We start from the raw sequence: 13,167 nt of genomic DNA on the forward strand, positions 1-13,167 counted from the left end.
GCTGAATTTGTGAAGATCAGCGCAGGATCTTCAGTGGATTTGCGAATCTTGCGAATGGAGGGAGGGGTGCGGAAGCAGTTCGTCGGCGTGCGGCTGCGGCGGCTGCGGGAGGAGCGCGGGCTGACCCAGGCGGCGCTGGCCCGGGCGCTGGAGCTGTCGCCCTCCTACCTGAACCAGCTCGAACAGAATCTGCGGCCGCTGACGGTGCCGGTGCTGCTGCGGATCAACGCCGTCTTCGGCGTGGACGTGCAGATGTTCTCCGAGGACGATGAGGCGCGCCTCATCGCCGACCTGCGCGAGGCGCTGTCCGAGGCCGGCCTGGCGGACGGGGTGGCGCTGGCGGAGCTGCGTGAACTGGCGGCGGGCATGCCGGCGGTGGGGCGCGCGCTGCTGGCGCTGCACCGCCGCGGCCGCGAGGCGGCGGGCCGGCTGGAGCAGCTCTCCGGCCATCTCGGCGAGGGCTGGCAGGACGCCGCCAAGCCGCTGATGCCGTTCGAGGAGGTGCGCGACTTCTTCTATGCCCGCCACAACCATGTCGCGGAGCTGGACGAGGCGGGGGAGGCGCTCCAGCGGGAGGCGGGGCTGGTGGCCGGCGACATGGCCGCCGGGCTGGCGCGGCATCTGGCACGCCGGCACGATGTCCGCGTGCTGGCGGACGGGGAGGCCGCGGTGCCCCGCCGCTACGACGCGGCCAGCCGCACGCTGCGCCTCTCGGCCGATCTCACGCCGGGGCAGCGGGCCTTCCAGATGGCGACGCAGCTTGCCTTCCTGGACCGGGGGGCGATGCTGGACGGGCTGATCGCCCAGGCCGACTTCTCCGGCGAAGAGGCGCGGCGACTCGCCCGCATCGGGCTCGCCAGCTACTTCGCCGGGGCGGTGCTGCTGCCCTACCGGCCCTTCCTGGCGGCGGCGGAGGCCCTGCGCTACGACATCGAGCGGCTGGAACGGCAGTTCGGTGTGGGGTTCGAGACGGTGTGCCACCGCCTCTCCACGCTGCAACGGCCCGGTGAGCGCGGGGTGCCCTTCTTCTTCGTGCGGGTGGACCGGGCCGGCAACATCTCCAAGCGGCAGTCGGCCACCGACTTCCACTTCTCCCGCGTCGGCGGCTCCTGTCCCCTCTGGAACGTGTACGAGGCCTTTGCCCAGCCGGGTCGCATCCTGATCCAGCGCGCGGCGATGCCCGACGGGCGGCAGTATCTCTGGCTCGCGCGCACGGTCGGCCGGGGGGCCGGCGGCTTCGGCGCCCCGGCCCGGCAGTTCGCCGTCGGCCTGGGCTGCGACCTGCGCCATGCCGCCCGGCTGGTCTACGCCAAGGGACTGGACCTTGCCGATCCCGAGGCCGCGACGCCGATCGGCGCCGGCTGCAAGGTCTGCGAGCGGGCCGACTGCGCCCAGCGCGCCTTCCCCATGATCGGCCGGCCGTTACAGGTGGACGAGGCGGTCCGCCGCTTCGCGCCCTACTGACCCGCCCGGTGAAACTCAGCGCCGCCGCCACCACAGCCACAGGCCGGTGACGCACAGCGCCACCGTGGCCAGCCCGGCCACCAGCACGACGATGCGGCCGGGCAGGCCCAGCCCCTTGCCCGAATGCAGCGGGTACTGCCAGGCGAAGAAGGCGTCTCCCGGTCCTTCGCCACGGTCGTGCCGCTGGCCCAGGATGGCCCCGTCCTGCATCGAGACGTAGATCCACAGCCGGCCATAGCCGTCCATGTCGCGCTCGTCGAAGGCGCGCACGCCATAGACCCCCTTGCGGGAAAGCACCACGATGCTGTCGATCCGGGCACCGGACCGGGTCCCGGCGACGGCCAGGGCGGCGTCGATCCCCACGGGGGGCCTCATGGCGTGCGCTTCCGCAGGGCGGTCCGGGAAGCTCAGATGCAGCCGCTCCGAGACCGGCACGACCAGCCGGGCCGCCCAGCGGACCTCCTCGTGCCAGGTGAGGGCCAGACTGGACACCGCCAGCACCAGCGTCACCGGGAAGAGCCAGACCCCCTTGGCCCGGTGCAGGTCGAACAGCCGGCGCAGGCTTCCGCGCGGACCGCCGACCCGGAAGGAGGCCTGCCACTTCGCCGCGACCGGGAAAGCCAGCACCAGGGCGGCGGCATGGTCGGCGATCCAGAGCAGCGCCACCAGCCCCAGGAACCAGGTCATGGCCGGACCGAGCATCAGGTCCAGATGCAGGTCGTAGAGCATGGTCATCAGATGGCGGCGGTCGAATGCCACCGTCTCGAAGAAGCGCCACCCCAGCACCGTCCCGTCGCGCGGATCGGTGAAGACCTGCACCGACCGCGCCGCGGCCCCGTCCTGCGCGACGGTGCCGGTCATCATCACCGCGTCGTCCGGGGCGTCGGGCAGGTCGATGAAGCGCGGGGCGAACCCCGGCAGGGCCTCGCCCGCCCGCTCCACGGCGCGGTCCAGCGGTGCCGCCACCTCCGACGCCGGCACCGTCCACAGATCCGGATTCAGCCAGCGGTCCAGTTCGCCGTAGAAGACGATGGCGGACCCGGTCAGCGACATCAGGATCAGCCAGAGGGCGCCGGCCAGCCCGAACCAGCGGTGGCCGGCGCGCAGCAGGGACCGCCAGCGCCTGCCGGCCGGCGGCGGCGGCCGGGTTTCCGTCGGGGGCGCCGGCACCGTCAGAACCGCACCGCCGCGGTCAGCCGGATGTCGCGGCCCGGCTCGTAGATTCCGGCGATCCCCTCCCAGCCCGGGATGGCCGTGTAGTCGGCAACGCTGGAGTGGGCGCGGTAGCGCTTGTCGAACAGGTTGTAGACGGCGCCGAGCAGGGTCAGCCGGTCGTCGCCGAAGGGCTGCCAGCGGGCGAAGAGATCGACCACCGTGTAGCCCGGCTTGTCCACGCGCTGGGTCTCACCGATCCAGCCGATCGCCACCGACCGTTGCAGCACCTCGATGCCGTCCAGGCTCTCGAACCGGGTCAACGCGGCTTCCAGCTCAAGGCCGGGGACGGGGGTGTAACCGGCGCTGATGTTCCAGTTGTCCCCGACGGAATTGCCCAGGGCGATGTGCTCGTAGCCCTCCACCTCGTCGCCGTTCAGCTTGGAGACATAGTGGTTGAAGTAGGCGTCCAGGGTGAAGGGGCCGTGGCTGTAACCGGCCCGGATCTCCACGCCGTCCGACTTGAACCGGCCGACATTCTCGTAATAGACGGCGTCCTGCGGCCGCGGCCCGCTGCCGAGCTGGTCCAGGATCACGTTGTCGATCCGCATGTGGTAGTAGACGGCCGATCCGCGCCAGCCGTCCCGGGCGTAGCTGAGGCCGGCCTCGTAGTTGTCCACCCGCTCCGGCTTCAGCGTCGGCGACAGGCTGATGCGACCGGGCCGCTTCTCCAGCGTGAAGGCGTCCCCGATCTCCTTGCCCCGGAAGGCCTCCGCGAACCCGGCATTGATGCTGAAGCCCGCCGGCAGGTCGTAGGTGAAGCCGGCGTTGACGCTGATCCCGTCGCTGTCGGTGCCGTCGCCGTAGGTGACCTGCGCCATGTCGTAGGCGTCGTAGCGCAGCCCGAAGCTCAGCAGCAACGGGTCGATGATCCGCCAGTGATCCTGGGCGTAGAGGCCGAACACGTCCCCCGTCTCGACGAAGCGGCCGACCGACGGGTTCCAGGACCACTGTCCCCAGACGGCCGGATCGCCCCGGTAGCCGCCCGCCACCCGGTCGTCCCGGTACTCCATCCCGGCGACCAGGGAGTGGTCGCCCGGTGTCGCGCGTCCGCGCAGATCGAAGCCCTGGCTGCGGATCGTCGCGCCGTACAGTCCCCAGCGGTCGTAACGGTTCTGGGTGAACTCGGATTCGGTCCAGTAACCCGTCGTCTCGATCCGCAGCGGACCGAGGTCGGCCTGGTAGTTCGCCACCGCCGTCCGCCGCTGCGCCTCCGCCGGGAACAGCGGTGCGCCCTCCAGCACCGGCCAGTTCGGACGTTGCCCGAACGACGCCTCCTCGTCGCGCTGCTCATAGCTGATCGAAAGCCGGTGCCCGTCGGCGATGTCGCCGCCGAGCTTCAGGAATGCCAGCCGCTGCTCCGCCGCGGTGCCACGCAGCCGGTCGCCGCCGCCGTCCTTCATGTCGTTGCGGTCCACACGCACGACCGAGCCGACGAACCCGATGTCGCCGATCAGGCGGCCATAGAGGGTGCCGCTCAGCTTGTGCCCGTCATTCGTGAAGTAGCTCGCCTTCGCCAGCGCGCCCAGACGCTGGCCGGGGGCCAGCAGGTCCTCGGCGTCCCGCGTCCTGAAGCGGATGGCGCCGCCGACCGCGCCGAAACCGGAGGTCGCCTCGCCGGCGCCGGCCCGGACCTCGACGCTCTCCAGCAGTTCCGGCTCGATGGAGACCCGGCCGATGTGGTGGAACAGGGTGCCGCGCTGGGGCGCGCCGTCCACCGTCACGTTCAGCAGGGAATCCTCCAGGCCGCGGACATAGATCTTCTGCGCGATGCCCAGCGATCCGCCCACCGAAACGGACGGCACGCGGCGGAACAGGTCGGCCAGATCGGTGGCCTGCCGCCGCTCGATCTCCGCCGGCCCGATCGCCACGTCCGTCAGGGTGCCGACGACGACGATCTCCTCGATGGGGGTCGGCGGCGGCGGGACCGGCGTTGATGCCGCGGCGGGGCGGGGGGCCGGCGGCGGGGCCGGGGGAGCGGCTGCGGGAACCGGCCGGATGCGGAAGCCGCCGCTGCCGTCCGGTTCGGCCTGAAGGCCAGTGCCGGCCAGCATCCGTTCCAGCGCCGCGGCCGGCGCATAGGTCCCGGACAGGCCGTCCGTGCGCCGGTCGCGGACCAGGCCCGGATCGACGGTGACGATCACGCCGGCCTGCTGGCCCAGCCGGGCGATGGCGGCGCCCAGCGGGCCGCCGGGTATCTCGATCCGTGCCGTTGCCGCCGCCTGTCCCTGCGCCCAGGCCGGGCCGGCCGTCCCCGCTGCCAGCACCAGCGCCATGGCGGCCGCCTTGCCCACCGTCCTGCTCCGAACTCCTGCCATCGTCCCACCTGTAAGGTCTGCTTTCACCAGGGGGACGGACGAGGGTCGGAAAACGGGCCACGGAAAAATGCGCCGCGGCCGTCAGCGCTCCGGCGGCAGGACGACCGGCCCGCCGGCGTCCGGCCGGAGCAGCCGCAGCCCGAGCATGCCGGCCAGGGCATCCAGGGCGCGGCCGCTGTTGTCCAGGGGAAGACTGCCTGTCACCCGCAGCCCTTGCAGAGTCCGGGCCTCGAAGCGGACCGGCACCGCCCGGTAGCGGTTCAGCTCCTCCAGCACCGCCGTCAGCGGCTGGTCGTCGATCACGAGCCAGCCCCGGGTCCAGGCGGTGGCGCCGGCGGGGTCCACCGGGGCCAGCCGGGTCGCGCTGCCGCCCGCGAGCTGTGCCTGTTCGCCGGGGCCCAGCTCCAGACACGCTGCTCCCGTCGTCGCCGGACAGGCCCGCACGCGGGAGGCGACGACGGTCACCAGCGTCCGCCCGCCGTCCCGCCTCACGCTGAACGCGGTGCCCAGGGCGGTCACCGTTCCGTCGGCGGTGGCGACGGTGAAGGGGCGTTCCGGGTCGTGCGCCACCTCGGCCAGGATGCGCCCGCCGAACAGCTCGATCCGCCGCATCCCGGCCGACAGGCGGATGTCCAGCGCCGTGTCCGTGTCGATCGTCAGGCCGGAGCCGTCTGCCAGACGCATGTCCCGCCGCTCGCCCCGCTCCGTCCGTTCGTCCGGGAACAGGGCGCGCACCTGCGGCAGCCCGGCCGCAAGCCAGCCGAGGCCGAACAGCAGGCAGATCCCCAGCAGGGCCCCGCGGCGGACCGCGCCGGCACTCCGTCCGACAGCACTCCGTCCGGGCCGGTCCGCCGCGACGCGCAGGACCTGACGGTCAAGCTCGCTCAACTGCTCGAAGCGCCTGTCCAGCCTGCGCATCCGCTCGAACGCCAGACGGTGCAGCGGGTCCTGCCGGCACCACGCCTCGCAGGCGTCGTGCTCCTCCTGGGTCGCCCGCTCGTCGTCCAGCGTGGCCGCCCACTGCGCGGCCTGCGCCACCATGGCCGGGGTCGGCCGCGCTGCCGGGGTCGGGCTCATCGCTCCGGGTAGGCCAGGGCGTAGCAGTGGGCGTAGGCGGCAGCGATGTGCCGCTTGACCGTGCGCTCGGATACGCCCAGCACCGCCGCGATCTCAGCATGGCCCTGCCCCTCCAGCCGGCGCAGCAGGAAGGCCCGGCGCGTCAGGTCCGGCAGTTCCCACAGGAGCTGGAGGATGCCGGCCAGGAGCTGGGTCGCCTCTGCGATCCGCTCGGGCGTCAGGAGGTCCGCGTCGCCGGCCTGCGCCGCACAGACGTCCAGGTAGGCGCGCTCGACCTCGCGCCGGCGGATGTCGTCCACCAGCAGGCGGCGGGCGACGGTGGCCAGGAAGGGGCGAGGCTCCAGCGGCAGAGCGCTCCGACCGCGTTCCAGCAGCCGGCAGAAGGTGTCGTGGGCCAGATCGGATGCCCGCTCCGGACAGCGGGTGCGCCGACGCAGCCAGTCGCACAGCCAGCCGCCGTGTGCCGCGTACAGTTCCCCGATCTCGATGTCCACGACCGCGTCGCGCAACGGTCCCCCCTTCCCGACCCCGCTGGACTCCCGGTCCTCGCCTAGCGCAAATGCGAGGCATTATCAAGATGACTCCGTACCGGAAGGCCGGATTGACCCGTCGCGTTCTGCACCCGGTGCAAACCTGACTCCCCCGCAGCGCCAATTTGACCGCTTGGCGCCGCTGGTCTACCGGGACCAGCATGGCGCCATGAGCGAACGAGCGAAGAAGGCCGGGCCGGCTTCGGCCCCGGCACCCTCGGCGAAGCCCCGGCGCGTGCCGGGCGAGCCGAGCATCACCTTCCACGGGGCGGCCGGTGGCGTCACCGGCTCCTGCTTCCTGGTCGAGCACGGCGGCGGAAGCTTTCTCGTCGACTGCGGCATGTTCCAGGGGTCGAAGACGGTGCGGGAGCTGAACTGGCGGCCCTTTCCGTTCGATCCCTCCAGCATCGGCACGATGCTGCTGACGCATGCGCACATCGACCATTCCGGCCTGATCCCGAAGCTGGTCAAGGCGGGATTCACCGGCCGCGTCCACTGCACCCGGGCGACCGCCGACCTGCTGGCCTACATGCTGCCGGACAGCGGCTTCATCCAGGAGCAGGACGTGCGGCGGCTGAACTTCCGCAACCGCCTGCGCGGCCGCGGCGAGGTGGAGCCGATCTACACGCGCGAGGATGCCGAGGCCAGCCTGGACCGGCTGCACGGCGTCGATTACGGAAAGTGGATCGAGGTGCAGCCCGGGGCCCGGGCCCGCTTCTGGGATGCCGGACACCTGCTGGGCTCCGCCTCCATCGAGGTGGAACTGACGGAGGCGGGCCGCACCACCCGCATCCTCTTCTCCGGCGACCTGGGACCGGAGAAGAAACCCTTCCATGACGGTCCGGACGGACCGGAGAAGATGGACTGGGTGGTGGTCGAGTCCACCTATGGCGGTCGCCAGCGCCCCGATGTGGATGACGCGACCCGTCAGGCCATGCTGGCGGAGGAGGTGCGGAAGGCACTCGCCCTGGGCGGCAATCTGGTGATCCCCGCCTTCGCCGTGGAACGCACGCAGGAGCTGCTCTACGACCTGGACCGGCTGTTCGACAGCGGTGCGCTGCCGGTGACGGAGGTCTATCTCGACAGCCCGCTGGCCGTCCGCATCACCGGCGTCTTCGAGAAGTACCTGCCGCATGTCAATCAGCCGGGCACGCCGCCGCCGTTCCGGCGCGGCAACCTGCATCTGGTGGAATCGACCGAGGGCAGCAAGCGGCTGAACCGGCTGGCCGGCGGTGCCATCATCATGGCCGCCAGCGGCATGTGCGACGCCGGGCGCATCCGCCACCACCTCAAGCAGAATCTGTGGCGCCGCAACGCGACGGTGCTGTTCGTCGGCTATCAGGCGCCGGGCACCCTGGGCCGCATCCTCCAGGAAGGGGCGAAGACCGTCCGCATCCATGGCGAGGAGGTGCAGGTCCATGCCCGCATCCGGACGCTGGACGCCTACTCCGGCCATGCCGATCAGACGGCGCTTCTCAACTGGACGCGGGAGCGGATGCCCGTCTCCCGCGGCATCATCCTCACCCATGGCGAGGAGTCCCAGCGGATCGCCCTGCGCGACAGGCTGGCCGAGGCCGGGATCGACGGGACCCGTATCCTGACCCCGGCCCTGGACGAGCGCATCGTGCTGACCGGCAGCGGCGAACCGCCGGTCGAGATGGTCGCCGAACGCCTGCCCGGCGGTCACCTGCCGGAGCGCGACTGGCACAACAGCTACGCCGAGACGGTGCTCGCCCTGTCCCAGCGGTTGCAGACGGCACCGGACGATCCCACCCGGGCGGACCTGCTGCGCCGGGTACGGGCGGCGCTGGGGCTGGAGACGGCGTAGCGCAGGATCTGCGCCGGCAGGGTCAGCAGAGGTCGGCCGCCCGGGCGATCCAGGCCGGATCGTGCTCGGGCGGCAGGCCCCGCTCCGCCAGCCACAGATTCTGTAGACGGTACGCCTCCTCCTCCCGCCGTCCGCGGCAGTCCCCGCCCCGCCCGGCGAGCTGCTGGGCATGGTGGACCAGTTCATGGACCAGATAGCTCAGCTCCACCGGGTCGGCGGGGGACCAGGTGTCGGAATCCAGGATCACCACGCCGGGAACGTAGGCGGCGCGGAGGCGCTCGTCCGTGCCGGCGAGCTGTGCCGCCCGGTCCAGCCGGAGCAGTGCCTGCCGGCTGGCGATGACGACGGGCGGCACAAGCCCGGGCCGCCCCGTATGCCGGCCCACCCAGTCCAGGAGCGGCGCCACGACCCCCGGCGGCACCTGACGGCCCTCGCCGGCCCTCGCTCCCTGCACAGGTGGCACGGCAGCCGCCAGCAGCACAGCCAGGACGGCCTGAATCCAGGCTTTCCGGACCATCGCATCCCCGTTCTCCGCGCGGCACCGTTCAGGGGGCCGCGTGGCGGGAACGTGCGCGCCACCGCCATGGCGCGCGGAGCGATGGCCTTACCCGGACCGGGAGACCGTCCCCGCCCCGGGGAGGCACGGGACCGATGCCCCGCGATCCGGACGGGATAGCCCGGGCGCCCGCGGGATCAGGAAACAGCCCGTTCGAGCAGGGGGGCCAGGGGGGCCAGCCGGGGATCGCGCAGGAACCAGGCGTAGGCGAAGACCTCGCCGCCGCCCCCGCCCCGGCCCCCGCCGTCGCGGTAGAGGGCGGCCTCCGCGGGAAGCAGCGACAGATGCCACGTCTCCTGCGCACGGAGGCCCGAGGCGAAACACGGCGTCAGCAGCGCCAGCGCCATCCCGCCATCGGGGTCGCGGACCGAGCGGTAGCGGATGGCGTCGAGCCCCGCCTCCCGGACCGCCTCGCCCAGCGACTGCGTGTGCGTCAGGTCCGTGAGGTCGGTCCAGCGGTCCGCGTCCGCGGCGAAGGGCGGAAATGTCAGGTCGATCGCCTGCGGGGCGGCGACATCCACTGCGAACAGCGTGTAGGTGAACTTCGTGGCCGGAAGCCGGGGTTCCTCCGGCCCGGCCAGGAAGAGCAGCCGGTAGAAGGTCGTCCCGGCCAGGGCCGTGCGCCGCGCTTCCGCCGCGTAGAACAGGCCATGGCCGTGCGGGCGCGAGAAGCGGGAGCCCCAGCGGTCGAAGGGCTTGTAGCGGAACGGCGTCTTCAGCAGGTAATGCAGCCCCTCGGTCCCGGGCCGGTAGCGCGGCTTCGCCCCGTCCAGCAACGCCTCCAGGCGTTCCTGCTCGGCCAGGCTGTCCACCAGTCCCATGGTCGCGATCCGGCTCTGCAACTCGACGGAGCGCCAGACGCGACCGGCATAGGCACCGGCGTGGGCAGACAGTCCGGATGCGCGCCCGTCAGACGCGGGCACGGAAGGCGTCCAGATGGTCCACCGTGGCGATCAGGCCCCGCACGCTCCGGATGGCGTCGGCCGGGACCTCGCCCAGCCAGCGGTTCGGCTGGCGCATCCACCAGGCCGCATAGCCCGGAGCCTCCCCGGCCAGGGCGTCCAGGGAGCGGTAGAGCCGGATCAGGTGCAGCGCTATCTCATAGGCCTTGGCCTGGCCGCCGGGGTCCAGTTCCTGCCGGCCGGCTGCCATGCGCGACACCGATGCCGTCCCGATCCCCAGCACCTTCGCCAGTTCCGCCTGGGTCAGCCCCAGCCGGGCCGCGGCCCGCAGGACCGCCTTGGTCACCAGGGCGGCGTCGGAGACCTGGGCTTCGCCGGAAACGTGCCTGTCGGACATGCGCACCTCCCACCTTGAGATTAAGGGCGTTCCACCTGGAACTCAAGGGCGCTGTAATTTCATAAGGAACGAACGGCCGGGCAGCGACAGTTTGCCGACGGGGGTATTGCGGACGGCCCGAATCCGCTAATCATGCTGACGGCAGGCCCCCGCCGGGGGCGACGGACCGGGGACCCTTCGCGGATGGCCGATCAGGCGACAGTGACCTTCCAGTACGACCCGCGCGAGGACCGTCTGTTCCTGCTGCTCGGCCCGGCGGAACCGCCGCGGGTCGTGTGCATGACCCGGCGGATGACGCACCGGCTGGCTTCCGCCCTGGCGGGGGCGCTGGAGCGGGTGAACCGGCCGGCGCAGCGCGCCCCGGCGGACCTGCGCGACGAGGTCGTGCGCATGACCCACCAGGGGGCGCTGGCCCAGGCCGTGCGCAGCGAAAGCCCCTGGACGGTCGATGCCGCCGCCCGCACCGGCATCACGGCCGCCCTGGTCACCCGGGTGGACGTGCATCTCCGCGGCGGCGGCTTCACCCTGGAGCTTTTCTCGGAGGAGGGGGGGCTGGCCAGCATCTCCAGCAGTGCCGCGGAGATGCACCAGATCCTCCAGGTCCTGCTGTCCTTCGCGGAACAGGCGGACTGGAACCTGGGCGTCGCCGCCCCCTGGCTCACGGAACGGCGGCCCGGCTCCCCCGGCCAGCCCGCCGGCCTGCCGCAGTAGTCCCGGGTCCCTGCCGGCGGCTCAGGACCAGCCGCTCTCCCGCACGATCACGGCCAGGGCGTGGCGCAGCAGGCGCAGGGCGATGCTCTCCCGCGCGCCGGCGATGGCGACCTGGCCGGCGACGATGCGGTCGGTCCGGACATCCGGCGCGACCGGGCGCAGCAGCACGCGGTAGACCGACCGCTGCGGCAGCAGCCGGCCGTCGCGGTCGGCATGGACGGGGATCGGGCCGCCGTTGACCGAGGCCAGTTCCGGCCGCTCCAGCGTCGGCACGGAGGCCGTGTCCACGCTCTCCAGCCGCAGCTCCACGGGCGAGGCCCAGGGATCGCGCGGCTGGAAGGAGGCCGTGGCGCCGACGGACAGGCGCGGCAGGTCCTCCTCCCGGACATAGGCTTCGACCAGGGCCGGGCCGGCGCCGACCACCAGCCCCACCGGCTCGCCGGACGGCAGCCAGGTTCCCGGCTTCAGCGTGGCCGGCACCTCGGTCAGTGTTCCGGCGATGGGAGCCCGGATCTCCAGCCGTTCCCGCCGGGCCAGGTCGGCGGCGCGCTGCGCTTCCACCCCGCCCGCTTCCTCGGCGGCGATGCGGCTGTCGCGGGCCAGTTCCTGGTCCACCGCCTGGGCCGCCCGCCGCGCTTCCAGCTCGCGCAGCTTCTCCCCGTCCTGTGCCAGACGGAACGCGATCTCGGGCGAGTCCAGCCGGTACAGCAGGTCGCCCGCGGCCACCGTCCGGCCGTTCTGCGCATTCACCTCGGCCACACGGCCGGGCTCGGTGGTGAAGACGACCGCCTGCTCCCCCGCCCGCAGCACGGCCGGCGCGCCGACCCGGCTGCCCCAGGGCACGACCAACAACAGCAGGGCGCCGGCCAGCAGCAGGCCCGTGCGCAGGGTGGGGGCGTTCAGCCTGACCTTGCCGCGCAGCTTCGCCCACTCGCCGATCTCCCGCAGGATGGGACGGGCGACGAACCACCAGACCTCGACCACCATCAGGAACAGCCCCAGGGCCTTGAAGAAGACGTGGTAGACCAGGACCGCGATCCCCAGGAACAGGAAGAAGCGGTAGGTCCAGGTGCCCAGCGCGTAGCCGACCAGCAGGCGCCGGGTCGCGGGGGGCAGCGGCTCCGGCGGCGGGTTGCCGAAGCCGAACAGGCGCTCGCGCAGCCACCAGCGGCCCAGCGCGAAGGAGCGGTCCTGCAGGTTCGGCACCTCGATCAGGTCCGACAGCAGATAGTAGCCGTCGAAGCGCATGAAGGGGTTCAGGTTGATCAGCAGGGTGGTGACCCAGGTCGTCGCCGCCAGCACATGCATGCCGGCGCGCAGGGGGCCGTCCGGCAGCAGCGCCCAGGCGATGCTGGCAAGCGCGGCCAGGGTCAGCTCCACGACGATGCCGCCGCCGGCCACGGCCAGACGCTGCCGGCGCGAGGGCAGCTTCCAGGCTTCGGTCGTGTCGGTCCACAGCACCGGCCACATCACCAGGAAGGCCACCCCCATGCCGGGAACGCGGCAGCCGAACCGCTTCGCCGCCAGCCCGTGGCCGAACTCGTGCAGCAGATGGCTGACGCCGATGGCGGCCGCAACCAGCACGGCGCCGCCCGGCGTCGCCATCTCGGCCAGCCCGGCGACGAACAGGTCCCACTGGCGCAGCACCAGCAGCAGGCCCAGAAGGGCTGCCCCCGCCACCAGCAGCGGCAGCCGCGGCGTGAAGGCCCAGGCCACGGCCGGCAGCAGCCGCTCCAGCAGGGCATCGGGGTTCAGCAGCTTCAGGCGCAGGAACAGGTAGTTCTTCAGCAGCCAGCGCGCCGGGTTCAGGATGCCCGAGCGCCGCCGTTGCAGCAGCGCCCCGGTCGCCTCCGCCCCCGTCCGCAGCACCAGGTCGTTCATCTCGACGAAGCGGGCCACCGCTTTCACCGCGTCCGCCCCGGCGCGCAGGGTCGTCTCCCGTCCGATGGCGGCGGCCACGGCCTCGGCCGTGCCCAGGTCCCAGCGGCTCAGCGCCTCGAACTCCAGCCAGCCGATCCGGTAGAAGCGGTGTGCGGCCGGATCGTGCAGTGTCCAGGTGGGCGCGCCGTGCCGGCTGGGGGGACCCGGCAGCAACACCAGGTCCTGTCGCAGGGCCGGCAACGGGGCCGCGGCAGGCGCCAGACCGGCCGGAAGGATCAGGGCGCCGGCCAT

11 protein-coding genes are annotated in these 13,167 nt (G+C 72.5%); 3 read left to right on the forward strand and 8 right to left on the reverse strand.

Features of this window, described 5'->3' with window-relative positions:
* Nucleotides 1-66 precede the first annotated feature (66 nt).
* Complete coding sequence (locus RC1_RS18215) at nucleotides 67-1,464, forward strand: short-chain fatty acyl-CoA regulator family protein (RefSeq protein WP_041786894.1); 1,398 nt, start codon at nucleotides 67-69, stop codon at nucleotides 1,462-1,464.
* Between the two features lie 15 nt (nucleotides 1,465-1,479).
* On the opposite strand, the gene RC1_RS18220 is transcribed toward RC1_RS18215, so the two are convergent.
* The 4 genes from RC1_RS18220 to RC1_RS18235 all read right to left on the reverse strand — a co-directional run bounded on the left by RC1_RS18220 (nucleotide 1,480) and on the right by RC1_RS18235 (nucleotide 6,580).
* Nucleotides 1,480-2,634 (reverse strand): PepSY-associated TM helix domain-containing protein, encoded by a 1,155-nt coding sequence (locus RC1_RS18220; protein ID WP_012568925.1) that lies wholly within the window; start codon nucleotides 2,632-2,634, stop codon nucleotides 1,480-1,482.
* A 2-nt stretch (nucleotides 2,635-2,636) separates the two neighbouring features.
* Complete coding sequence (locus tag RC1_RS18225) at nucleotides 2,637-4,994, reverse strand: TonB-dependent receptor (RefSeq protein WP_012568926.1); 2,358 nt, start codon at nucleotides 4,992-4,994, stop codon at nucleotides 2,637-2,639.
* 81 nt (nucleotides 4,995-5,075) lie between these two features.
* A complete protein-coding gene (locus RC1_RS18230; RefSeq protein ID WP_012568927.1) occupies nucleotides 5,076-6,071 on the reverse strand; it encodes a FecR family protein in 996 nt (331 codons plus the stop codon).
* On the reverse strand, nucleotides 6,068-6,580 hold the full coding sequence (locus RC1_RS18235; protein ID WP_012568928.1) for a sigma-70 family RNA polymerase sigma factor: 513 nt from the start codon (nucleotides 6,578-6,580) through the stop codon (nucleotides 6,068-6,070). Before RC1_RS18235 ends, RC1_RS18230 begins: the two co-directional genes overlap by 4 nt.
* 190 nt (nucleotides 6,581-6,770) lie before the next feature.
* On the opposite strand from RC1_RS18235, the gene RC1_RS18240 reads away from it, so the two are divergent.
* A complete protein-coding gene (locus RC1_RS18240; RefSeq protein WP_148213500.1) occupies nucleotides 6,771-8,429 on the forward strand; it encodes an MBL fold metallo-hydrolase in 1,659 nt (552 codons plus the stop codon).
* A gap of 22 nt (nucleotides 8,430-8,451) precedes the next feature.
* Here the strand turns inward: RC1_RS18240 and RC1_RS20480 are convergent, their stop codons facing one another.
* The 3 genes from RC1_RS20480 to RC1_RS18255 all read right to left on the reverse strand — a co-directional run bounded on the left by RC1_RS20480 (nucleotide 8,452) and on the right by RC1_RS18255 (nucleotide 10,284).
* Nucleotides 8,452-8,946: a DUF6647 family protein gene (locus RC1_RS20480; RefSeq protein ID WP_012568930.1), complete on the reverse strand. Its 495-nt coding sequence runs from the start codon at nucleotides 8,944-8,946 to the stop codon at nucleotides 8,452-8,454.
* A 176-nt stretch (nucleotides 8,947-9,122) separates the two neighbouring features.
* Nucleotides 9,123-9,806: an RES family NAD+ phosphorylase gene (locus tag RC1_RS18250; RefSeq protein WP_012568931.1), complete on the reverse strand. Its 684-nt coding sequence runs from the start codon at nucleotides 9,804-9,806 to the stop codon at nucleotides 9,123-9,125.
* A gap of 88 nt (nucleotides 9,807-9,894) precedes the next feature.
* Nucleotides 9,895-10,284, reverse strand: a complete 390-nt coding sequence (locus RC1_RS18255) for an MbcA/ParS/Xre antitoxin family protein (RefSeq protein WP_012568932.1) — start codon at nucleotides 10,282-10,284, stop codon at nucleotides 9,895-9,897.
* A 183-nt stretch (nucleotides 10,285-10,467) separates the two neighbouring features.
* Here RC1_RS18255 and RC1_RS18260 point away from each other — a divergent pair, with 183 nt between their 5' ends.
* Nucleotides 10,468-10,995 (forward strand): hypothetical protein, encoded by a 528-nt coding sequence (locus RC1_RS18260; protein WP_012568933.1) that lies wholly within the window; start codon nucleotides 10,468-10,470, stop codon nucleotides 10,993-10,995.
* A 21-nt stretch (nucleotides 10,996-11,016) separates the two neighbouring features.
* On the opposite strand, the gene RC1_RS18265 is transcribed toward RC1_RS18260, so the two are convergent.
* Nucleotides 11,017-13,167, reverse strand: coding sequence for a site-2 protease family protein (locus tag RC1_RS18265; protein ID WP_012568934.1), 2,151 nt, complete (start codon nucleotides 13,165-13,167; stop codon nucleotides 11,017-11,019).

Origin of the sequence: Rhodospirillum centenum SW (genome assembly GCF_000016185.1) — a bacterium.
GTDB classification, from domain to species: domain Bacteria; phylum Pseudomonadota; class Alphaproteobacteria; order Azospirillales; family Azospirillaceae; genus Rhodocista; species Rhodocista centena.